The sequence below is a fragment of the Fodinibius sediminis genome (genome assembly GCF_900182555.1).
GTDB lineage: Bacteria > Bacteroidota > Rhodothermia > Balneolales > Balneolaceae > Fodinibius > Fodinibius sediminis.
Genome location: NZ_FXTH01000004.1, coordinates 169,651 through 193,529 on the forward strand (window position 1 = coordinate 169,651; position 23,879 = coordinate 193,529).

The 23,879-nt window shown below is 50.5% G+C and carries 19 protein-coding genes; 14 read left to right on the forward strand and 5 right to left on the reverse strand.

Translation table 11 applies throughout. The annotated features are described in order from the left end of the window. Positions 1-369: 369 nt before the first annotated feature. The 7 genes from cysS to FN808_RS06025 all read left to right on the forward strand — a co-directional run bounded on the left by cysS (position 370) and on the right by FN808_RS06025 (position 10,289). Positions 370-1,824: a cysteine--tRNA ligase gene (cysS, locus tag FN808_RS05995; RefSeq protein ID WP_142713650.1), complete on the forward strand. Its 1,455-nt coding sequence runs from the start codon at positions 370-372 to the stop codon at positions 1,822-1,824. A 125-nt stretch (positions 1,825-1,949) separates the two neighbouring features. Next, on the forward strand, positions 1,950-2,981 hold the full coding sequence (gene lgt, locus FN808_RS06000; RefSeq protein ID WP_142713651.1) for a prolipoprotein diacylglyceryl transferase: 1,032 nt from the start codon (positions 1,950-1,952) through the stop codon (positions 2,979-2,981). Positions 2,982-3,071: 90 nt separating this feature from the next. Then, the gene (locus FN808_RS06005) at positions 3,072-4,808 is read left to right on the forward strand and encodes a phospho-sugar mutase (protein WP_142713652.1); all 1,737 of its coding nucleotides are present in this window, start codon (positions 3,072-3,074) and stop codon (positions 4,806-4,808) included. 169 nt (positions 4,809-4,977) lie between these two features. Continuing rightward, positions 4,978-5,718 (forward strand): VIT1/CCC1 transporter family protein, encoded by a 741-nt coding sequence (locus tag FN808_RS06010; RefSeq protein WP_142713653.1) that lies wholly within the window; start codon positions 4,978-4,980, stop codon positions 5,716-5,718. 47 nt (positions 5,719-5,765) lie between these two features. Beyond that, entirely contained in the window at positions 5,766-6,518 is a 753-nt protein-coding gene (locus tag FN808_RS06015; RefSeq protein ID WP_142713654.1) for a ZIP family metal transporter, read from the forward strand. 122 nt (positions 6,519-6,640) lie between these two features. Next, the gene (locus tag FN808_RS06020) at positions 6,641-8,872 is read left to right on the forward strand and encodes a S9 family peptidase (RefSeq protein WP_142713655.1); all 2,232 of its coding nucleotides are present in this window, start codon (positions 6,641-6,643) and stop codon (positions 8,870-8,872) included. A 163-nt stretch (positions 8,873-9,035) separates the two neighbouring features. Beyond that, positions 9,036-10,289: a hypothetical protein gene (locus FN808_RS06025; RefSeq protein ID WP_142713656.1), complete on the forward strand. Its 1,254-nt coding sequence runs from the start codon at positions 9,036-9,038 to the stop codon at positions 10,287-10,289. 33 nt (positions 10,290-10,322) lie between these two features. Here the strand turns inward: FN808_RS06025 and FN808_RS06030 are convergent, their stop codons facing one another. Next, complete coding sequence (locus FN808_RS06030) at positions 10,323-11,279, reverse strand: mechanosensitive ion channel family protein (protein WP_142713657.1); 957 nt, start codon at positions 11,277-11,279, stop codon at positions 10,323-10,325. A 220-nt stretch (positions 11,280-11,499) separates the two neighbouring features. Between FN808_RS06030 and rlmN the strand changes: the two genes are divergently transcribed. Continuing rightward, the gene (gene rlmN / locus FN808_RS06035; protein ID WP_142713658.1) at positions 11,500-12,618 is read left to right on the forward strand and encodes a dual-specificity RNA methyltransferase RlmN; all 1,119 of its coding nucleotides are present in this window, start codon (positions 11,500-11,502) and stop codon (positions 12,616-12,618) included. 101 nt (positions 12,619-12,719) lie between these two features. Here the strand turns inward: rlmN and lepB are convergent, their stop codons facing one another. The 4 genes from lepB to FN808_RS06055 all read right to left on the reverse strand — a co-directional run bounded on the left by lepB (position 12,720) and on the right by FN808_RS06055 (position 16,770). Further along, entirely contained in the window at positions 12,720-13,808 is a 1,089-nt protein-coding gene (lepB, locus tag FN808_RS06040) for a signal peptidase I (protein ID WP_246068287.1), read from the reverse strand. A gap of 40 nt (positions 13,809-13,848) precedes the next feature. Then, on the reverse strand, positions 13,849-14,433 hold the full coding sequence (locus FN808_RS06045) for a hypothetical protein (RefSeq protein ID WP_142713660.1): 585 nt from the start codon (positions 14,431-14,433) through the stop codon (positions 13,849-13,851). Positions 14,434-14,513: 80 nt separating this feature from the next. Beyond that, positions 14,514-16,322: a translation elongation factor 4 gene (gene lepA, locus FN808_RS06050; RefSeq protein WP_142713661.1), complete on the reverse strand. Its 1,809-nt coding sequence runs from the start codon at positions 16,320-16,322 to the stop codon at positions 14,514-14,516. A 175-nt stretch (positions 16,323-16,497) separates the two neighbouring features. Then, complete coding sequence (locus FN808_RS06055; RefSeq protein WP_142713662.1) at positions 16,498-16,770, reverse strand: hypothetical protein; 273 nt, start codon at positions 16,768-16,770, stop codon at positions 16,498-16,500. Positions 16,771-17,321: 551 nt separating this feature from the next. Between FN808_RS06055 and FN808_RS06060 the strand changes: the two genes are divergently transcribed. From FN808_RS06060 to hisB, 6 genes are all read left to right on the forward strand, one after another. Beyond that, the gene (locus FN808_RS06060) at positions 17,322-18,170 is read left to right on the forward strand and encodes a DUF4382 domain-containing protein (RefSeq protein ID WP_142713663.1); all 849 of its coding nucleotides are present in this window, start codon (positions 17,322-17,324) and stop codon (positions 18,168-18,170) included. A 240-nt stretch (positions 18,171-18,410) separates the two neighbouring features. Then, positions 18,411-19,346, forward strand: a complete 936-nt coding sequence (locus FN808_RS06065; protein WP_142713664.1) for an SMP-30/gluconolactonase/LRE family protein — start codon at positions 18,411-18,413, stop codon at positions 19,344-19,346. A gap of 259 nt (positions 19,347-19,605) precedes the next feature. After that, entirely contained in the window at positions 19,606-20,490 is an 885-nt protein-coding gene (gene hisG, locus FN808_RS06070) for an ATP phosphoribosyltransferase (RefSeq protein ID WP_142713665.1), read from the forward strand. A 41-nt stretch (positions 20,491-20,531) separates the two neighbouring features. Next, positions 20,532-21,821 (forward strand): histidinol dehydrogenase, encoded by a 1,290-nt coding sequence (hisD, locus tag FN808_RS06075; protein WP_142713666.1) that lies wholly within the window; start codon positions 20,532-20,534, stop codon positions 21,819-21,821. Positions 21,822-21,918: 97 nt separating this feature from the next. Beyond that, positions 21,919-22,995: a histidinol-phosphate transaminase gene (gene hisC, locus FN808_RS06080; protein WP_246068288.1), complete on the forward strand. Its 1,077-nt coding sequence runs from the start codon at positions 21,919-21,921 to the stop codon at positions 22,993-22,995. Then, positions 22,992-23,879 (forward strand): imidazoleglycerol-phosphate dehydratase HisB, encoded by an 888-nt coding sequence (gene hisB / locus FN808_RS06085; protein ID WP_142713667.1) that lies wholly within the window; start codon positions 22,992-22,994, stop codon positions 23,877-23,879. Before hisC ends, hisB begins: the two co-directional genes overlap by 4 nt.

A 23,879-nucleotide genomic window follows, 5' to 3' on the forward strand; every position in this document is an offset into this window, starting at 1 on the left:
TACAGGCTGGCCGATCGCCCCGTTAAAACTCACTATCAAAAAAATGCTGAGTGTTGCTTAACAGCCGGCACCCCTTGCCGGGAATCAGGGACTTTTCCACGAAAAAACGCTTCTTCATCGACAACGCGCCTCTTCCTTTTTTTTGACAACGGTATTCTCTGTAAAACGGGACATGCTTGCTCATGACAAGTCCCCTTCTTTTGCAAGCAACTCCAGAGGTTCACAATATTTCACTTCCCCCTCGCTCCGGTGGTGCTGTGGGCAATTGGCCGGCCGACAGACCACACTATCAACTCTCCACGGTAAATATTATCTTAGCATGCATTGATATTCTGAAAAATTTGCAACCGAGTATTAAGCAACCTTTAGATGGACCATCTACATATTTATAACACCCTTAGCCGCCGTAAAGAACAGTTTAAACCCATCAACGATAATTTTGTCGGCATCTACGTCTGCGGTCCCACCGTCTATGGCGACCCGCACCTCGGGCATGCCAAAAGCTATGTCTCCTTCGATGTCGTAGTCCGCTACCTGCGCTATCTCGGCTACAAAGTGCGGTACATTCAGAATATCACCGACGTCGGTCATCTGACCGATGATGCCGACCAGGGAGAAGACAAACTGGAAAAGCAGGCTGCTATTGAGAAGCTGGAGCCGATGGAAATTGCGGAGAAGTACACTTATAATTACTTCCGCGACATGGACAAGCTGGGCGTAAAGCGGCCGGATATCTCACCCCGGGCCACCGGCCATATCATTGAGCAGATTGAGATGGTCAAGAAGCTCATCGAAAAAGGGCATGCCTATGAGACCAACGGCAATGTCTATTTTGATGTCTCTTCGGACAAGGAATACGGCAAACTCAGCGGCCGTTCGGTGGAAGACCAGGAAAGCGGTACCCGCATTGAAACGGCCGGCGACAAGCGGTCGCCCGAAGATTTTGCACTCTGGAAAAAAGCCGATGACGGTCATCTGATGAAATGGCCATCCCCCTGGGGAATGGGCTATCCCGGGTGGCACGTGGAGTGCTCGGCCATGGCAACCAAGTATCTCGGCCCCCATTTTGATATCCACGGCGGCGGCATGGACAATCAGTTTCCTCATCATGAATGCGAGATAGCCCAGAGCGAATGCGCCTTTGACCAGCCTTTTGCCAGCTACTGGATGCACAACAACATGGTGACCCTGGAGGGACAGAAGATGGGCAAATCGCTGGGCAATGCGATCTCTCTTGACCAGTTTTTTTCTGGTGAACATGACTTGCTCAGCCGCGCCTGGGACCCGCAGGTTATACGCTTTTTCCTGTTGCAAAGCCATTACCGAAGTACTACAGACTTTTCTGAAGAAGCGCTGGCCGGGGCCGAAAGCGGCCTGAACAACCTCCAGGAGATACTGCAACTCATCGACAACGCCGAAAACGGCAGCGGCGCCCCCTACCCGGTTGATCAACTGAAGAACAGCCTGGAGGAAAAGCTGAATGATGATTTCAACACAGCCCAGTCTATTGCTGTACTCTTTGAAGAGCTCAAAAAAATCAGGAAACAGATCAACAGCGGCAGTACCCCGGAAAACATAGCAGATATGCAGGAGCTTCTTCGCGCATTTGCGGATGGCGTACTGGGATTATGGCCCCGGATCGAAGCAGCCACCGAAAATAAAAAGGACAAGACCGGGCAGCTGGTAGAGCTGTTGATAGAATTCCGGAACGAAGCCCGCAGCAACAAGAACTTCGACCTTGCCGATGCCATCCGCGACCGACTGAATGCTATGGGCATTGAGCTGATGGATAATCCTGAAGGTACTGATTTTAAAATAAGCTGAACAAATCCGGGCGGCCATAGTGTCAGAACGCCATCACGGGCACATACCTGTTGGGCATTTCCCACAGCTGTCAATGGCTGCCCCGATAGCCGAAACGTTACAACTATTACTCATAACAAATTCCTATGCAACAATCTGATCATCTTGTCTGGAGTGCTGACCCGGTAGCTTTTGATCTTGGCACTCTTCATTTGCCCTTCCCGGTTGCCATATGGGGCCTTGTCGCCGCCTTTGTGTTTATCTACCTGGGTTATCAAAGGCTGGTTCCTGAAAACCTGCCGCGCAACGAAGAACCGGAAATCCCGTTATGGAAATTCTGGGGGCTGGTTATCGGGTCTTTTATACTGGGACAGCTCTTATTCCTGTTGCTTCCATCGCCGTCGATCTCTGAAATTGGTCCTATCCGTCCCCGATGGTACGGGCTGCTCTTTGCATCGGCCTTTATTGTCGGCTACCTGTTAATGCGAAGGATGTACGAGGCCGCCGGCCGTACCCAGGAAGAACTGGACAAGCTGCTTACCTACGTCATGATCGGAACCATCATAGGGGCACGCCTTGGCCACGTCCTTTTTTATGATCCGGCCTTTTATTTCCGTTACCCGGGCCAGATTCTGGCCATCTGGAACGGTGGGCTGGCCAGCCACGGGGCGGCCATCGGCATTCTGCTGGCGATGTACCTATATATCCAGAAGGTGCGCGGAATGAACTTTCTCTGGATTGCCGACCGGGTCGTTATCGTGGTTGCCATCGGGGGTGCTTTTATCCGAACGGGTAACTTTGTTAACTCGGAAATCATTGGAAAACCCACCGATCTGCCCTGGGGGGTTATTTTTGAAAACGCCCACGGCCTCAGCGCCGCCGAACAGATGCTTCCGCGGCACCCCACCATGCTCTACGAGGCCCTGCTTTGTGTGGTCATCTTCGCGGTTCTCTGGGCCCTGTACAAGAAGTACCGCCAGCAGCCGCCGGAAGGTGCCATCTTCGGGCTTTTCCTGGTCCTGCTATTCAGCGGACGCTTCCTGCTCGAGTTCACTAAAATCAACCAGGCCGCCTTCGCTAATGAGTGGGCAATCAACATGGGACAGTGGTTGAGCCTGCCCCTGATCATTATCGGGGCATGGCTGCTGGCAAAAAAAGTGGATTGGTCCGATACATAACAGTCACTGGAGCAAAAGGGAGTAGACAAAATTGAAGGGAAACAGTACTTTCTTTAAAAAGAACATTCAATTCATCTTAGACTTAATATTATGCAAACATTAGACCCGGCGATACGAGAGAAGATTCAAGAGTGGCTGAATGGTAACTATGATGAGGAGACCAAGGCGATCATCAGGGAAAAACTGGACCAGGAGAATTATGAGGAGCTGACGGATGCTTTCTACAAAGAGATGGAATTTGGCACCGGCGGCATCCGGGGCATCATGGGGGTTGGCCCGAATCGGGTTAACAAGTACACCTTCGGCATGGCTACGCAGGGGTTCAGTAATTTTCTGCTGAAAAATCATCCTGATGAAGATATAAAAGTCGTTATCGCCCACGACTGCCGCAATAATTCGAACAGCCTGGCCCGTACCGTGGCCGATATTTTCTCTGCCAACGGCATCCACGTTTACCTCTTCGACAGCCTGCGCCCCACCCCGGAGCTTTCATTTGCCATCCGCGAGCTCGGCTGCCACGGGGGCGTCATGCTTACTGCATCGCATAACCCCAAAGAGTATAACGGCTACAAAGCCTATGGTCCCAACGGCGGACAGCTTGTATCCCCGCATGACAAGCAGGTGATGGAGGAGGTTCAGAAGATAAATGACGTTGAGGAAGTAAACTTTGACGGTGTTAATGAGCATATTGAAATGATCGGCGCCGAGATTGATGAAAAATATATTGAAGCTCTAGCTGCCCTTTCAGTTTCCCCGGATGCCATAGAAAGACAAAAGGATTTAAGCATTGTCTTCTCCCCCATCCACGGAACCTCCGGTGTGCTGGTGCCCCCGGCAATGGAACGCTACGGCTTCGAAAACGTCTCGTACGTGGAAGAACAGATGAGCTTTGACGGCAATTTCCCGACCGTGGAATATCCCAATCCGGAAGAGCAGGAAGCCCTGTCAATGGCTCTGGACAAAGCAAAGTCCATTGATGCCGAACTGGTCATGGCTACGGATCCCGATGCTGACCGCGTGGGCATTGCCGTCAAGGATCATCACGACGATTGGACGCTGCTCAACGGGAACCAGACCGGTACCCTGATCATCAACTATATGCTCGACGCCTGGCAGAAGGCGGGAAAACTGACAGGCAGGGAATATATTGTCAAGACCATTGTGACCTCCTACCTGATTGACCGCATAGCCGACCATTACAATGTCACCTGCTACAATACCCTGACCGGCTTCAAGTATATTGGCGAGCTGATGACCAGGCTGGAGGGAACACAGCAGTTTATTGCCGGAGGGGAGGAAAGTTACGGATACCTCATCGGCGAGCATGTACGCGACAAGGATGCCATTGTCTCAGCAGTCATCATTGCAGAAATGGCGGCTTTTTACAAGGACAAGGGCAGCAGCCTTTACGAGACATTGCTTGATATCTATGAGCAGTATGGTTACTTCAGGGAACGATTGGTTTCTATCTACAAGAAAGGACGGGAGGGCGCCCGTGAAATCAAGAAGATGCTGGCCCGCTACCGCGAACAGCCACCGAACGAACTCGGCGGGTCTGAAGTGGTTACCATCAAGGACTACCAGATACAACAAGAGAAAGACCTGCGTTCCGGATCGGCAACAGCCATTGATCTGCCCAAATCCAATGTGCTTCAGTTTATAACGGAAGACGGTTCCATGATCTCCGTTCGTCCTTCGGGTACAGAACCCAAGATCAAGTTCTATTGCAGCGTCAATACGGACCTTGAAAGCCGGGAAGAGTTTGAAGCCACAACCCGCCGTCTTGAACACAAAATTGATGCTATCATCGAGGATCTGACGCAGTAGCCGGAGCTCGCCTGACCAGCAATGGCCGGATATGGATGGGCATGTCGCCAAACTCTTGCGACTATTTAATCCTTTTCTAAATTCAGTGCTCTGTTAGAGATTAAAGGGGGCGGGCCGTATCTTTGCATAATAGCAGCTACCCCCGGCTAATGACGTCAGTCATGTATCAATGAAAAATGAGCTCAACCATAGTCTGGACGAGGATTACAGGGATCCCGGCTGGCTCAGCAGGAATCAAAAATACCTCGCAGAATTTGTTTACGGCGGTATTGACGGCAGTGTAACCACTTTTGCCGTCGTGGCCGGCTCGGCCGGCGCCGACCTGGCCCCTGCCATCATTATCATTCTCGGTTTTGCCAATTTAATTGCGGATGGGTTTTCCATGTCCGTTGGCAGCTATCTTTCCAATAAAAGTGAGCTAGAAAACTTCAGGAAGCATGAACGCCGGGAGCACTGGGAAGTTGAGAATATGCCGGAACAGGAAACCGAAGAAGTCCGCAATATTTTCAGGGAAAAAGGCTTTGAGGGCCCGTTGCTTGAAAAAGTCGTAACCGTGATCACAAATGATAAAGAACGCTGGGTCGATGTGATGATGAAGGAAGAACTCGCCATGATGAAACGGTCGAAATCACCTCTGGCAATGGGCATCGTCACGTTTATCTCCTTCATTATAGTCGGCCTGGTACCTCTGTTGATCTATATTCTTGATTATGTTACCAGTGCCCCATTGAATCATCTTTTTACCAGCTCCATCATTTTGACCTCTTTGTCTTTTGTAGGCATAGGATTCCTCAAATCCATTGTCACTCAAACCAGCAAACTGAAAAGCATTGGCGAAACACTACTGCTGGGTACCATAGCGGCAGTCCTGGCCTACTACACCGGCCATTTCCTGGAAAAACTGTTTTAAAACCAGTGCATACCTGCTAATGCCTGAATAATAAACCGAACAGACCGATGTCCGATCTTCTCTCAAGTCCAGAAGCCCAAGTCTTTTACTATGCCATGATCACGGCTGTGGCTACCGGGTTGGGGGCCCTGCCTTTTATGATATTCAAAAATCTCCAGCACAGGTGGGTGGGCATCTCCAACGCCATAGCATCCGGACTGATGCTTGCAGCCAGTTTCGGCCTGATCTACGAGGGCCTCAACTACGATCTCTGGTACACCTTCTGGGGGATCATCATCGGACTTCTGTTCATCATTGGCAGCCAGCGCATCCTTGACCGCTACAACGGGCAGTTTTCCATTGCCAACATCAGTAATGCCGACAGTACTAAAATGCTGCTCATTGTCGGCATCATGACGCTCCATTCTTTCACGGAGGGAGTCAGCGTAGGTGTTTCTTTCAGCGGCGGGCTGGACCTCGGGCTGTTTATAACCACAGCCATCGCTGTTCACAACATCCCCGAAGGCCTGGCCATCAGCTTGGTATTGATCCCCCGGGGGGCAAGCCCGCTGAAAGCGGCCTGGTGGAGTATCTTCTCGAGTCTCCCTCAACCTCTTATGGCCGTACCGGCCTTCATCTTCGTTGAAATCTTCCGGCAGTACCTGCCGATGGGCCTTGGCTTTGCAGGGGGCGCCATGATATGGATGGTCTTTTCGGAACTCATACCAGACGCCCTGGAAGACAGCAACTCATCCACCGTTGCCACAACCGTTACCATAGCCGTTGCCCTCATGATTGTCTTCCAGGTTCTTATTGGCTGAAGAGGCCTCTCAGAATTAATAGAACCTTACAATTTTTACGCTCAGAATTTCTTATTTTCATCTTTCTGTTTTACGAAACTGCTTCTGATTTTCAAAGCCTCGAATAATTCACCAACAGACTTATGACACAATCACTACCAAAGAGTATCAAGTTTTTCGTTTGTACCCTGTTCTTCTCGCTGATCATTTTTCAGCTGCAGAGTCAGGCGCAGCAGAAGGAGCGATATACTGAAATCGGCGACGCCTTGCTGAGCAGCGGCTTACGCAGCTCAAGCGGCCCCCAGAACGTCAAATGGATTGACGGAGGGGAACGCTACTCCTATATGCAGCGCAATGAGAAGACAAACAGCATGGAAATCAGGGCCTACAACCCTGCCACCGGTGAAGATGTGCTGATCTTCAATGCCGAAGAACACACCTTCCCCGCTGCCGACTCGACCTTTGAATACTCCTCGTTCCAATGGTCCGAAGATTCCAAATATCTGGTTTTTCAGTCCAACTTCCGCCCCGTATACCGCCGCTCCGGCATCTCCGACTATTACCTTTATTCGGTGGAAAACCAAACCCTCCGCCTGCTGGTGGAAGATGCCCGCACGGCCGAGCTTTCTCCCAATGGTCGCAAAATCGGCTACGAGCGAGACGGTGATCTTTTTGTTTATGATATTGAAGCAGAAGAAGAAACCCGGCTAACCGACAGCGGTGATGAATATTTTTACAACGGGCGCTTCGGCTGGGTCTATGAAGAAGAGTTTGGTCTGGCCCAGGCCTGGCAATGGTCGCCCGACAGCAAGTACATTGCCTACTGGCAAACAGACGAGCGTGACGTTCACCTCTTCCAAATGACCAGTTATGAAAATCAGCACCCCGAATATGAAAAAATTCCCTATCCCAAAGTGGGAGACGTCAACCCCACGGTAAAGATCGGGGTCGTCAATGTAGAATCAACGGAACAGCAATGGGTTGATATCCCCGATGACGGTTACATTCCACGCCTGTATTGGACGTCCGAAGAGGGACAGCTTGCCGTTGTACACTTGAATCGTCCCCAGAACCACCTAAAGCTCTATTTCAGTGATGTAAGCTCTGGAGAAAGCAAGTTGGTTATGCAAGAGCAGTCGGATGCCTGGATCGACGTCTTTGATTTCTTTGCCGGTATCAATCACCTGTTCTTCTTCCCACCGGAACGTGAGGAATTCTTCTGGATCAGCGACCGGGACGGATGGAGCCACATCTACCGATATGACTATGAGGGCAATCTCAAAAACCAAGTGACCCGCGGAGACTGGGAGGTAACCTACGTACATAGGGTCAACTATGACAACAACCGAATCTACTACACCTCAACCGAGATCTCTCCGCTCGAACGCCATCTCTATTCCATACGCTTCGACGGCAGCGACAAACGGCGATATACACGCACCACTGGTACCCATCAGATCGACATGAGTCCCAACACCACCTACTACCTGGACCGGTATTCCAACGTTGACACTCCAACACAGGTTGAGCTCTGGGAGACGAAAAAAGGAAAGCTGGAGGTATTAGAAGACAACGCATCGGTCAAGGAATTTACTGAGAACCACGTCTATGCCCCACGTGAACTCTTTTCCTTTACTACTTCCGACGGGCAGCAACTGGACGGCTATATGATCAAGCCCATCGATTTCGATTCCACAGAGTCGTACCCGCTGCTGCTGAATATTTATGGCGGACCGGGGGCCCAGGGAGTCTACAATTCGTGGGAATCTTCCGGCTGGCGACAGTATCTCGCACAAGAGGGCTACGTCATCGTCAATGTCAACAACCGGGGCAGCGGGGGCTATGGAAAGGCTTTTGAAAAAGCGGTCTACAAACAGCTGGGCAAATGGGAAGCGAACGACTTTGTTGAAACGGCACAGTATATGGGGCGGAAAAACTGGGTTGACAGTTCACGCATGGCCATCCGCGGGCACAGTTACGGCGGTTATATGACCACCTATACCATGCTTACGCATCCCGATGTGTTCAAAGTGGGTATTGCCGGAGCCCCGGTCACCGACTGGCGGCTGTACGACAGCATCTATACCGAACGTTATATGGGACTGCTTGACAACAATCTGGAGGCCTACGAGCAGAGTGCCGCTTCTACCCATGCGGAGAATCTGCAGGGGCACCTTTTTATCGCCCATTCCGCGATGGATGAAAATGTTCACATCCAGAACACCATGCAGCTGATAACGCAGCTGACAAGCCAGGGCAAAGACGCGGATCTCCGAATTTATCCTCCCGGAGCTCACGGGGTAGCTTTCAACACTTCCAGCTACGTGCTGCTTTACAGCACCTATACCAACTACTTGAATAGATTGCTGAAGTAGAAAAAGGACAGGCCGGGGGGCAGTCAGCCTCGTTTTCTTGCTGCCCGCCCCTCCCCGAAGCCGATCCTCTCAAAAAAATCTTCCTTTTGGGAACTATTCATTGGTGATTGTCAGCTAAAAATTTTATTTATAGCCCGAATTTTTTTTCAAGTCAAACATATCTATGCGCTTCAGAACAAAACTACTCATCGTCCTGACCATCTTTCTTGGTTTCAACGGGATCAGTAAAAGTCAAACCCCCTCCTCATCATCCGAGGACCAGACCGTTGATGTTTTTCTCGATTGCAGAAGATGCAGCGAAACCTACATCCGAAATGAGTTGACCTATATCAATTATGTCCGTAATAAAGAAGATGCGGAACTGCACCTGCTGATTACACGTCAATCTACGGGCAGCGGCGGTTTTGAATATACCATGCGGTTCATCGGTAGCCGGGAGTATGAAGGGCAGGACAATACCTACCGGTATATCTCCTCGGCCTCCGATACACAGGAAGAACGGCAACAGGGGCTTGTGAATCGTATCGGCTTAGGACTGGTGCCCTACCTGTCTTCAATGCCGGTTATCAAGCAGATGGAGATAAGATACGAGCCCCGGGAAGAGCGTACATCACCTTCAGCGCTAGCCGATGACTGGAACTACTGGGTTTTTGAAGTATATGCCTACACCTCACTGCGGGGAGAACAAAGCCAGAACCAATTCTTCCTGAGCACCGGGGCCGATGCCGACCGGATTTCAGAAGAGCTGAAAATACGGCTCAATTATGACTGGGACTATGATCGACGAAGTTTTGACAGGGATGATTCCACGGATATTTTTATAACCCGCGGGCAGGAACTGGACGGGACCGTAGTTCAAAGCCTCTCTGATCACTGGTCGGTGGGTATTTTTGCAGAAGCAAACCGCTCTACCAGGAATAACATTGAGCTGGGGGTTTACGGAAGCCCGGCTGTTGAATACAACCTTTTTCCGTACCGGGAATATGCCCAGCGCGAATTCAGCATCATGTACAGCCTTGCCCCCAACTATTATGAGTACCAAGAGGAAACGATTTATGGAAAGATGCATGAAACACTGGTCCGGCAGAGGCTGCGTACCAACGTTCAAATAAATCAACCCTGGGGAGAATTCGAGGGCCGGTTGGACGCAACGACCTTTCTTCACGACTTCACCAAAAATCGCTTCGAAGTCGACCTGGAACTCGATGTCAGGATATTCCGGGGACTGTCGTTCAATGTCAACAGCCGCTATGCCATTATCCACGACCAGCTGTATATTCCAAAAGGTGACATCAGCGACGCCGAGCAGCTGCTCAACCTGCGGCAACAGTCTACTTCCTACTCCTACCGCGTATCCATGGGTATTGCCTACAGCTTCGGTTCCATATACAACAACATCGTGAATCCCCGATTCTAACCATACCGTCAGCCTCCGGATGCCAGCGGTGCACTATTCCTGTTTGGAACTGCCCGCGGTGTCCTGATCCTGGCTGTCTTTTCCAAACCCCTGCAGCATGCTGTCCAGTTTTTCGCCCCCCCGAATTCCAAAATCGAGCGTGCGAATGGGGAACGGAATCATGATATCGTGTTCGTTGAACTTCTCATTGATTGCAATAATCGCTTCGCTGCGCATGTCCAGGAAGTCGGGATTCGTACGGAAGTTAACCCAGAAGCAGACCTTGAAATTGATGGAACTGCCCCCAAACTCTTCGTAGAAAAACAGAATTTCACGGTCACTGTTATATCCTTCAAGCTCCTCGATGGCCTCGATAGCCAGGCTGCGGGCTTTCTTCAGATCATCGCCATACGAGATGCCACAGGCGAGATCAATCCTGCGTTGCCCATTACCCGTATAGTTTGTCAGCGGATTCTCGAAGACTATTTTATTGGGAATATAAATCGTCTGCCCCTGGGGAGTCTGCAGGATGGTATTTCTCAGGTTCAGCTTCTGCACGGTACCATAGATGTCGTTGGTCTCAATAATATCTCCGATGCCAAATGGATGACGTATGGTCAGGATAATGCCTGAAATAAAATTGGACGCAATATCCTGAAAGGCAAAACCTAAAGCCAGACCTACAATACCGGCACCGGCCAACAGCGAGGTTACCGCCCCGTCCAGGTTCAAGACCCCGAGGGCTATGAAGATACCGATCCCAATGACCACTATGCCCGCAACGGTCTCCAGCAGATCTATGACGGTTTTATTGACGGTCGCCTTGGAGAGCAATTTGTGCAGGGTCTTGCGAACCAGCTTGCCAATGACAAAGAATATGACCAGCACGAGCAGCGCCATCACCATCTCGGGAAGCATGCTTATCAGGGTATCCAGCCAGCTTTCAAGCTTACTCATAACCTCTTCATTGAGCTTTGCCCTGAAATCGTCAAAAATTCGGGAAATATCCATCGATTGAAACATAGTCTCTGGTTACCGGATTCATTCAAGCCTTAAAATCAAGATATCTGCATTTAATTCATAATATTTTATCTGGATCAGTCGAATTTTAAGGTCAGGCTTTCAACGAGTGGTTCCCCTGGCCGATGGCAGGACCTGCCGGGTACGCGATGAACCATGAGGCGCCAACATTGGTTAACAAAGGTGCCACACAATTTGTATCTTTAGCGCTATGACAGTAAAAACCGATATAGACGAAAAAATTAATCTCAAAGCACTCACCAAACAAGAGCTGCAGCAGTTTTCCGCCGACCTTGGACTGAAGTCCTTCCGGAGCGATCAGCTGTTTCAGTGGCTCTATCAGAAAGGCGTCCACAGCTTTGATGAAATGACTAATTTATCAAAGGATCTGCGTGCACGTCTCGGGGAGGTAGCCCGGGTGCCCACCATCGAGCATGTCCGGCAGCAAGAATCCAGGGATGGCACCATCAAGTTCCTGTTTAAATTGCAGGGGAAGGAAGAACACAAGATTGAATCTGTCCTTATTCCGGACTTTTACCCCGACGGAGCCGCCAACCGGCTGACCGTATGTGTCTCTTCACAGGTAGGCTGTGTATTCGGCTGCTCTTTTTGTGCGACTGGAAAGATGGGTTTTTTCCGCAGTCTGACCCATGGAGAGATTGTAGACCAGGTGCAGTATATCGATCAGCTGTGCGAGCAGAAATTTGGCAAGGGCATCACCAATATTGTTTATATGGGAATGGGTGAACCTCTTCATAATTATAAAGCCATCGTCAATTCGGCTTCCATTATCACCGACGAGCTGAGTATCGGCCTCTCGCCCAAGCGGATTACAGTATCTACCGTTGGACTTACCAAACAGATTAGACAGCTTGCTGACGAACGACAGCCCTTCAATCTGGCCATCTCGCTGCATGCCGCCAATGATGAGAAAAGGGATGAAATCATGCCAATCAACAGCTCTATGAACCTCGAAAAGCTAAAAGAGGCTGTTCAGTACTATTACGAAAAGCTTCACCGGCCCATTACCTATGAATACCTGCTGTTTGATGAGTTTAACGACTCGCCGGAAGATGCGCGCCAGCTGGCTGAGATTGTACGCTGGGCCCCCAGCAAAGTCAATATCATCATGTATAATGATGTGGCAGGCGTATCCCTGAAAGGAGCCCGGGAAGACCGCCTTGACAAATTCATGCAGGAACTTATAGCCCGTGATATCACCGCTACTGTGCGACGCAGCCGCGGCGACGATATTGATGCCGGCTGCGGGCAGCTGGCTATCAAGGAAGACCAGCCCCGGGGCAAATCAATTCGCAAAGAAATAAATTAGATTAACCGCGCAGCTTCAAGCTTATGCAGGCCGGCATGCCCCTCTTTTAGACGGTGCTTGGTTATTATGGCCTCCCCCGGGCAAGCCCCGGCGTCGTAATCTCAATCGTGAATAAAATTCAATAACCGGTCGAAACGGGGCAGCCAGCGTTCGGCATCCCATGAAAAATAAATCATGCCGGCTTTGCCTACAACGTGGGTCTGCGGTACAAATCCCCAGAAGCGGCTGTCTTCACTGTTATCCCGGTTATCACCCATCATGAAATAGTAATCCTGCTGAATCGTATATTGGTTGGTCTGCTCGCCGTTGATCGTAAACTGGTCGCCATTGCGCCCTACATTATTGCCCTCATACCGCGTGATAATGTTCTCATAGACATGATAGTTCTCGGGCGTGAGCGTTACGGTCTGTCCCTTGAACGGCACCACCGTAGTCGGAAGGTGATGGTGGTTCACAAAACCGGATGAGAAGCTGAACCGGCGCCGGTCATATTCATTGAAGCCGTCGGGCAGAACAAAGAGCTCAACATTGGTCACCTCCGGCCATTGCCGGATAGTTTCTGCAACCTGATCGTTCATATTGATACGGTAACGGCCGGGCTGCTGGGAACGGTACAGGGTACCCCCGGCAGCTTTCACTTTCGCTGCACTCAGCCGCACGCGGTTCCGCACCTGTACTTCGTAGGTCTTCTGGATCCCGGGAAAAGACTGTGCACGATCCCCGTTTACAAAAAGCTGGTTGTCATCGATCCTCAGGGTATCTCCCGGCACCCCAACCGACCGCTTGACATAATTCGTCTTAGCGGCAACAGGCGCAAGGTCAATGGGATAGTTAAAAACCACGATGTCATTGCGTTCAACTTCACCCAGTCCCGGAAGACGCACCCACGGCAGCACAAAACCGGGCATATAGATGTTGGTAAACGGGATGCCGATGACCATGGGTGTGCGCGGCCCATAGCTCATTTTTGAGACGATGAGAAAATCACCGGTCATCAGTGTTTTTTCCATGGAGGGTGTGGGAATACGGTACGCCTCAAAAAAGAATGTCCGTATAATCAGCGCCGCCACAAATGCAAAGAGAAGGGCATCAGCCCATTCACGCAGCCAGCTTTTTGCTTGTTTATTTTGATCCTTTCTTCGTTGCTCCCTTCTTTGCCGCCGTTCTTCCTTCGAAAGTTGATTTGCCAAAATAGCTCCTTATGTGTCGTTCAAATATTTTGTGCCTGGATTAGTACGTCATTCCGGGAGGGGAAGAAATTTTGGTGGTACGGTAACTGCCATCTTCGTGGGTCACATTAAACCACTGTCTGCGTTCAGGCGAATAGTAATAATCCTGGTAGGTCGGCAAATCATTAACAGCCATGATTTCCTGTGAGAAATAGCGTTTAATCTGAGGCATCAGGTCGATGTATTCACTGGCTCCGGCATAAACCAGGCCACGCCCGAAGGGACCGTCAATATCGAGCACCATCATGGGGATGCTGTCATCAATAACAAACCAGTACTCGAACTGGATGGCTTGTGCAGGCCGGAAGTCTTCCAGCTTTATGAGGTCTTCGATGGTCTTGGTCGGGTCACCGTATACCTCCTGCAGGCGCGCCCTGATTTCATTGGTCTGTCGGCCGTCAATTTCGGTCTTGTCGTAAAAGCCCTGACCGGTCCATTTGACATCGCCAAATTGACTCATAAACCAACTATGCCGATCCTGCCCGATTTTTTCAATTTCGGGCTCTTCGAACTGGGCATAACCTGCCGTAGCTATTAAGGGTAAAAACAAAGCAACAAGGACTAAGGGTTTAAGTAACGTTTGCATCAGAAAATGTTTGTTTAGTAAATGGGTTCAAGTTGGGTTAACGTTGGAAGCCGGTAAATATTACCGGTCTGATAATATATTCAATTATCGTCATCCATGGATAGAACAGCAAGAAATGCTTCCTGGGGTACTTCTACTGTACCGACCTGTTTCATCCGTTTCTTTCCTTCTTTTTGTTTTTCCAGAAGTTTTCGCTTTCGGGAGATATCACCGCCATAGCATTTAGCCGTAACATCCTTGCGCATCGCCCGGATCGTTTCACGGGCAATAACCTGCGAGCCGATAGCGGCCTGAATGGGGATTTCAAACTGGTGCTGTGAAATAAGCTTTTTGAGTTTCTTGCACAGTTTACGTCCCAGATCGTAGGCTTTGTCGCGGTGAATGATGCTCGAGAGCGCATCCACCGGGTCCCCGTTGAGCAGAATATCCAGCCGAACCAGGTCTCCCTGGCGGTATTCCAAAAATTCATAATCCAGTGAGGCGTAGCCCCGCGTACCGCTTTTCAGGCGGTCATAAAAGTCAAAGACCACTTCCGCCATAGGCAACTCATAGGTAATATCCACGCGCTGGCTCTGCATGTGAATCTGGTTGACATACTTGCCTCGCTTTTCTTCGCACAGCTTCATCACCGGACCGATGTAGTCGGAGGGCGTGATAATGCTGGCCCGGATATACGGCTCATAGACCGTATCCACTTTACCGGGATCCGGCATCTCGCTGGGATTGTCCACCTTGATCTTTTTCTGCTCGTTTTTCTCCGTGACATGCACCTCGTACTCCACATTGGGTACTGTAGTGATAATATCAATATCAAATTCCCGGTCCAGGCGCTCCTGGACAATCTCCATGTGCAGCATACCCAGAAAACCGGCACGAAAACCAAAGCCGAGGGCCTTGGAGGTTTCCGGCTGGTAGGTCAGCGAAGCATCATTCAGCTGCAGCTTTTCAAGTGCCGAGCGAAGATCTTCGAATTCATCCGACTGGGTGGGAAACAGCCCGCTGAACACCATCGGCTTGGGTTCCTGGTAGCCGGGAATAGGTTCTTCGGCCGGATTTTCGGAGGTGGTTAGCGTATCGCCCACCCGCGCATCCTGCAGTGATTTCACACTCCCAATAACATAACCGACATCGCCGGCCTCAAGCTTTTCGGTCTGCACCTGTTTAAGTTTCAAGTGGCCGATTTCTTCTGCATCATATTCCTTCTGGGTAGCCATAAACCGTATGCCATCTCCCTTATGGAGCGTCCCCTCCATTACCCGGACATACACAATAGAGCCACGATAGGTGTTGAACACAGAATCAAAGATAAGGGCACGCAGTGGCTTACCGGTATCGCGCGCCGGGCCCGGGATGTGCTCGACTATAGCCTCGAGCAGCTCATCAACCCCCTGCCCTGTTTTGGCTGAGACATGCAGAATATCCTCATGATCACAGCCGATAAGGTCAACAATCTGTTGCCCGACCCCTTCCGGGTCTGCTCCCGGCAGGTCGATCTTATTCAAAACCGGAACAATTTCGAGGTCCTGTTCGATGGCCTGGTAGAGCGTTGAGATGGTCTGGGCCTCAATGCCCTGGGCCGCATCCACCACCAGTAATGCCCCCTCACAGGCTTTAAGTGCCCGCGAGACCTCGTAGGCAAAATCAACATGCCCGGGAGTATCAATCAGATTGAAGATCACATGTTCGCCATTGGGCCGGTGATAATCCATCTTGATAGCGTGGCTTTTAATCGTAATGCCGCGCTCACGCTCCAGATCCATATCGTCCAGGATCTGCTCCTGCATTTCCCGCTCGGTTATAGCCCCTGTCCGCTCCAGCAGACGGTCGGCGAGCGTGGATTTGCCGTGATCAATGTGGGCAATGATACAAAAGTTGCGGATTTCTGACATAAGATTGTGCTACCTGCACCGGTTTGGCTTACAAAAAAGAACGCTAAAGATACAAAATTCGACTGCTGTTTTCATCCGTAAATACACAAAATTGGAAATAAGACGTGAATATTAAAAAAGCCCAACACTTAAAGAGCATTGGGCACACATCACATGTCCGGAAAAGTTGAAAAACTCAGCCTTCGGCCTCTTCCGCCTCATGTTCCTCTGCAACAGGACTCAACAATTCAACATGAAAGCGGAATTCCTCCCCTTCTATGGTCATGGTTTCGTACATTTCCCGTATGAGACCAAAAACCACTTCCGTCTCCCCTCGCACACTGGTCGACAAGTAGTTCACATCTACCTCCACGTCGTGCTGTGCTACTAATTCGAGCAGAAAGTCAATGCTTTCACGAGGTTCGGCCGCTTTAAGAGGAATATACGTAAACTGTGCAGTTGTAATCATAATTTAAACACTCAATTTAAAAATCTGTTATTCACTTGTTTTGGTTAGTAAGGATAAATGATTCCCGCTAATAGTTCAATGAAAAATACCCGGTCAGCCACGCATGGATGCGTTTACGGCTGCCTTTGCCGGCCGGTATGTGCAGAAACAGGCCACAGCTGAAGAATTTCGATCTTACAGGATGTCTCAATGGTAATAATTGTTTATCTTTGCCCCACTATTTTAGCAAGCAGCCGGCTATAGCTTGTCAACAGCGGGAAATACTTCCCGTCCCCCCCTGTCAATATGCACCCGAAAAAATGATATCCCGGGGAACAACTTGTATTTTAAGCAGTATAGATCATACCAGAAGAACCATCACCATAATCGTAATCATGCACTGGAAACTAATCAGCAACGCTTTTATTCAGTTGACTATTTTTACCCTTTTTTTGATAGGTTTAGTGATTACCTTTTCAGCCTGACTTCCTGTTTCCTGAACGATGGGAAGTCACTGAACGTTAAGCACATACCTGAAAAAAGGTTCTAATCTTGAATAAACATATACTATTATGGCGAACCTAAAGTTACCATCACTATTACTCATTTTTTCTGTTGCTGTCATGTTGGGTTTTACTGCCTGCGACACAACAAATGAAAATAATTCAACCCAAACCGGGAAAATTGAAGTCAAGCTGACCGATGCACCGGCAAATTATGAGGCGGTGAACATTGACATCGAAAAAGTGCTTCTTCATAAAAGCGCGGATGCGGAGGTAGATACCACCGAATCCGGGGAGGAAGACGCAGAGGACGGGTGGATAACCATCCTTGAAGAGCCGATGGAGGTTGACCTTCTTGAGCTGACCAACGGCAACGATATCACCCTGGGCTCTGCAGAACTGGAAGAAGGCCGGTATTCTCAGCTTCGGTTTGTCCTCGGTGATAACAACACCATCACCATCGACGGGCAAACTGAGCCTCTTACCACGCCAAGTGCTCAACAGTCCGGGTTAAAGCTGCAGCTTAACACCGACATCGAATCGGGCACAACCTATACCCTTCTGGTTGATTTTGATGCCGCCCGATCCATTGTCGAGGCCGGCAACAGCGGGAAATACATTCTCAAGCCGGTGCTTCATGCCGTCAACCTGGCAGAAGCCGGGTCTATCAGCGGCAATGTTGAACCGCCCGTTTCAGAGGACGATGGATTCAGAACCAACGTCATGGCCATTACCGGTGATGACACGCTCTCTACTATCACCAGCGACAACGGCGACTATATGATCATGGGACTGCTGCCAGCCACCTATGACGTGGTTTTCGATCCGGACAGCGATATGCACAGCGATACGACGGTAACCGGCATTGAAGTAACCGCAAATGAAGAAACCGTGGTTGATACTGTTTCATTTCAATAACCCGGTGCAGAAAACATTATCCTAATGTCAAGGTCCTGCTTCTGGAAGCAGGACCTTTTTTTATGCCATTCTCACGGCCCGGCGGTATCAGCCCCCGCCCCATAGTTATATTTGGATTATAAGCAGGCAGTTAATATCCTTCAGCAAGGATTGAGTACAGGGATCATGCCTGGGAATCGATGGGCTTTACAACAGGCGTTCATATCCTATTCTTTTTAAATTTTAATAAACCGGGAATTTATGACTAAAACCACATCTGTATCGCACAGTATATTCATCGCACTGCTATTCATCTTCAGCAGCTGTACTTCAGAGACGGAACAACCTGCAGAACAAGCCGAATCGAAAACGATCCAGGAGCTCGCTGATCGGGTGACCGTCATCGACGAGGGATTAGCTGGACCGGAAGCTGTTCGCTACGATCCGGACCAGGATGTATATTTTATTTCCAACTTTAACGGCCCCGGCGGGGAAGCGGATTCCAATGGATACATCGCCCGGGCCCGGCCCGACGGAACCGTTGACTCACTGAAGTTTATGACCGGGACTAAAGAAGCACCGCTGCATGCCCCGCGCGGTATGTATATTACCGGAGACACGCTTCTTGTCGCCGATGTAAAGGGGGTTCACAGCTTCAACAAGCGAACGGGCGCCCAGCTTTCTTTTACCGACTTTACGGAGTTCGAGCCCGGCTTTCTCAATGATGTGGCTGTCGACCCCGCCGGCGTTGTCTATGTTACCGACACCGGCCAGGCTCGGGTCTACCAAATGCGCGGCCAGCAAGTATCTATAGCTGTTGACACGCTGGAAAATCCGCCCAACGGCATTACGTTTGACCCCGACAGCAACCGTCTCGTGCTTGCCCCGTGGAACGGCGGCCGGGTTTTCCCCTCATTTACAACAGAGAATACCACACCACAGGATTTTATTACCGTCACCTCGGGGGGTAACTTTGATGGCATTGAACCTTACAACGGCTCATTTCTGGCAGCCAGCCAAAACGATTCAAGCCTTTACCTCATCAGTTCGGACATGGAGAGCAGGGCCATTATCAAAACGGCCCCCTCCCCGGCCGATATAGCTCTTGACACCAAAAGGAACCAGGTTGCGGTTCCCTACATCAACCTGAACCGCGTGGATATCTGGCAAATTGACCAGGAGAACATCGAACAGTAACCCGGAGTTTCCTTTTAGAACGGGGGGAGTGATAAATGCATCTCCCCCCTTCTGAAAGAATCGGGTGTAAAAAACTTGTGGAAGATTACTTAAAAACCATTATCTTTCAACTGATGAAAAAATACAAGAACCATATCCACTCCTTCCATCATCATGGCGGTTTCGACCGTCAATAGCATTTCTGAAAGTAGCTGAAGCTACTCCTCCATCCCCGTACTTACTTCACAACTTTTTCAACTTAGACCTATTGTTCATTGCTATGGAACGAACTGCTGATTCCAAAACTTCACTACGCATCGCTATCCAAAAATCCGGACGACTGACGGACAAGACGATTGAACTGCTGAAAGGCATCGGATTGCGCTTTGATGACTACAAACGCAACCTGATGGTCAAATGCCGAAACTTTGATGTTGAGCTCCTGCTCATCCGGGATGACGATATCCCCGAATATGTGCAAGACGGGGTCTGCGATCTGGGCTTTGTAGGAGCGAATGTCACTGCCGAAACCGGTGCTGATGTCAGTGTACTCCGTGGCCTGGATTACGGGGTATGCCGGCTCTCCCTGGCCGCACGCAAAGATGGAGATATCCAACAGCTTGAAGACTTTGAAGGCAAGACCATTGCCACCAGTTATCCAAGGCTGACTCGCCGCTTCTTGGAAAACAATAATATTGCCAATACCAATATTGTAACCATCTCCGGAGCGGTTGAAATAGCCCCCCGTCTTGAAGTCGCCGATGCCATCTGTGATCTCGTTTCCACCGGAAATACGCTCAAAGCAAACGGGCTGGAAGAGCTGGAAGTCATCCTGGAGTCTGAAACCCAGCTCATCCAAACCAACAAGAAACTGTCTCCGGGCAAGAAAAAGCTGATTGAGAAATTCTTAATCCGCATGGACAGTCACCAACAGGCGGAGCGCAGCCGCTACATCATGATGAATGCCCCGGAGTCTGCAGTCCCTAAAATCAAGGAAATTATCCCCTCACTGAACAGTCCCACCGTCATGCCCCTGGCCGATGACCATATGGTGGCCATTCATACGGTCATTCCAATTGACCAGTTCTGGATTGTAATGGAGCGGCTTAAGGAGGAAGGGGCAACGGGCATTGTCATCCTTCCCATAGAAAGCATGATCCTGTAGCAACAGAAAACATCCTAATATCCCCCTGATGAGGCTTCACCATGAAAACGTATTCTTATAGGGAACTCTCTCGCAAAGCAGTTGCTGAGCTCTGCCAGCGCCCAAAAATGGATTTCAAAGCGATTTTCGAAGTCGTTGAACCCATTATAGCAAAGGTGAGAGAAGAGGGAGATACCGGCATAAACTATTATTCGCAGAAATTTGACGGACTTTCTCCCGACCCACTGGTAATCGATCCGCGCGAGCGGGACATAACCCTTGAGCCGGAACTCAAGGAGGCTATCGATACAGCCTATCATAATATACGTCAGTTCCATGAGGCACAGCTGCCGACCCCGCTTGAAGTTGAAACAATGAAAGGGGTACAATGCCGGCGGGTGGCTCGCCCTATCGAACGGGTGGGACTTTATGTTCCCGGCGGCACCGCCATATTGCCCTCGACCCTGATGATGCTCGGTATTCCTGCCGCCCTGGCCGGTGCTGAGACCATTGTTGTCGCAACGCCTCCTCAACAGGACGGATCGATTGCGGCTGAGCTCATCTATATCGCTCAGAAGATTGGCGCCACTCACCTTCTCAAGGCGGGCGGCGCACAGGCAGTAGCCGGCATGGCCCTCGGCACCGGCTCGATACCCAAGGTGGATAAAATTTTGGGACCAGGCAATCAATACGTAACGGCGGCCAAGATGCTGCTGCAAAACAGCGATGCTCAGATTGCTATCGATATGCCCGCAGGACCGTCAGAGGTGCTGGTCATTGCTGACCAAACCGCCCAGCCGGACTTTGTGGCTGCCGACCTGCTTTCCCAGGCAGAACACGGCCGCGACAGCCAGGTGGTTCTTGTTGCCATAGAGGGTTTTAACCTGGAGGCGTTCCGCCGATCGCTTGACAGGCAGCTGGACGGCTTGCCCCGGAAGACGATAGCCCGGCAGGCCATATCACAAAGTTTTGTACTTGAAGTGGCATCCCCCCGGGAAGCTTTTGAATTCTCCAATCTCTATGCCCCGGAGCACCTGATCGTGCAATGTGAAGATGCCGCGGCGTGGCAGGATGAGATCAAGAATGCAGGATCGGTCTTTTTGGGTCACTGGACCCCGGAAAGTGCCGGTGATTATGCTTCAGGTACCAATCACACCCTCCCAACCTACGGGTATGCCCGCATGTACAGCGGTGTTTCGGTCGATTCGTTCCTGAAGCAGATTACAATACAGGAGCTTTCGGAAGAAGGGTTAAAAAACCTGGGCCCGGCCATCGAGAAACTCGCCAGTCTTGAAAAGCTGGAGGGGCATCGCAGGGCCGTATCCATCCGCATACAGGCGATGGCCCCCTGAAAGCGAAAGTCATGCAGAAAGTCCGGGCTTCACAATGCCGGCCTGGATGGTTCGTTTACTGCTACGACAACGCCAAAATGTTAACCGTGACCATTTAATGAAGAAAGAAGCAATGAGTACTTCCTTTAACCTGGAGAAACTTGTTCGTCCCAACATCCAAGCTCTGAAGCCGTATCACAGTGCCCGGCAGGATTTCAGCGAGGGGCTGCTGCTGGATGCCAACGAAAACAGCTACGGAGATCCCATTCGAAGCAGCCAGGAGCTGCACCGTTATCCGTCGCCAACCCATCCACGGCTGCGCAAGCGCATTGCGCAATGGCGCAGGGTCCGTCCGGAGAATGTGTTTATAGGGGTTGGAAGCGACGAAGGCATCGATTTGCTGTATCGTATTTTCTGTACCCCCGGGCAAGACCGCATCCTGACCACCCCGCCCACCTATGGCATGTACCGGGTTTCTGCAAATATCCACGATATCGCTATTGACGAGGTCCTGCTTACCAAAGATCACTTCCAGCCACAGGTTGATCAGATACTGAAGGCTGTCACCGATCATACCAAAATTTTACTTCTCTGTTCCCCCAACAACCCCACGGGCAATACCTTCGAGCGGGACAGGATGCGAGAGCTGATAGAGTCGTTCCCCGGAATTGTAGTCGTTGATGAGGCGTACATCGATTTCAGTGACGAAGAAAGCTGGGCCTCCGAAGTTAATACCTATCCCAACCTCGTCGTACTGCAAACACTCTCCAAGTCGTTCGGCCTGGCTGGCATCCGCCTGGGCATCACCTTTGCCTCCGATGCAATTATTGATTATATGATGAAAGTAAAGGCGCCCTACAACGTTAATAAGTTAACGGCCCAGCGAGCACTCGAGGCTTTCGATAAGATGGACCGTATTGCATCAAATATTGCAAAGATAAAAAAACAACGCTCCACGCTGCGGCAACAGCTGGAACAGATTGCTATCGTAAGGCATATTTATCCCTCTGAGGCCAACTTCCTGCTGGTAAGGGTGGACCATGCCCGGAAGATTTACCAGAAGCTGGCCGACCGGGGCATTATTGTCCGGTACCGCGGTAACGAACCGCACTGCGATGATACCCTGCGTATTACCGTCGGTACGCCTGAAGAAAATGAACGTTTAATCTCAGCTTTAAAACAACTGACAGAATGAAGATCTGGATCTCCTCGGATGCCATGGCGGGCCGGAATGACGATCTGCTCCGGCCGGGAACGCTCTATGGCCTTCAACGCCTGCAGCAGCTCGGTCACAGCATTAGCTACTCCATGGATTTCCTTTCGGACCGACAACAAGAACTCCTGCAAAACGAACAGCTTGCGCCCGCTTCCTTTGAGGAGGACACAGCCGAGCTGCTCATCCGGGCTGAAGGTTCCCGGTTGCACGCAACGGGAGATGCCGAGACGGTTGAGGAGTCGGAAGACTGGATCACACTGAGCCAGAAAATCTGCTTTCCCACGCGTACTGCTTCCTATCAGCGGCAAACGGCCGAAACCGATATTACCATTGAGCTCAACCTGGATGGGACGGGAGTAAACAATATAGATACGGGGTTATCCTTCTTTGACCACATGCTTGAACAGATTGCCAAACATGGACTGGTTGACCTGGACCTGCACTGCGACGGGGACCTGGACGTGGATGAACACCACACCATTGAAGATGTGGCCATTGCTCTCGGAGAGACAATTACCGAAGCCCTGGGCAATAAAATAGGCATTCAACGATATGCTTTTGTGCTGCCAATGGACGAGACCGCAGCAACCGTTGCACTGGATCTTTCCGGACGCCCCTATTTGAAGTTTGAGGGGACGTTCAAGCGCGAAAAGGTCGGGGACTTTCCTACCGAGATGGTCAAGCACTTTTTCTATTCACTGGCCATGAATCTGAAAGCCACGCTTCATCTAAGCGTTGAGGGGGAAAATGACCACCATCAAATCGAAGCCTGTTTCAAGGGGCTGGCCCGCTGTCTGCGTGCTGCCGTCAGTCGTAATGAACGCAACGCCAATATTCTGCCAAGCACCAAAAACCTGTTGTAA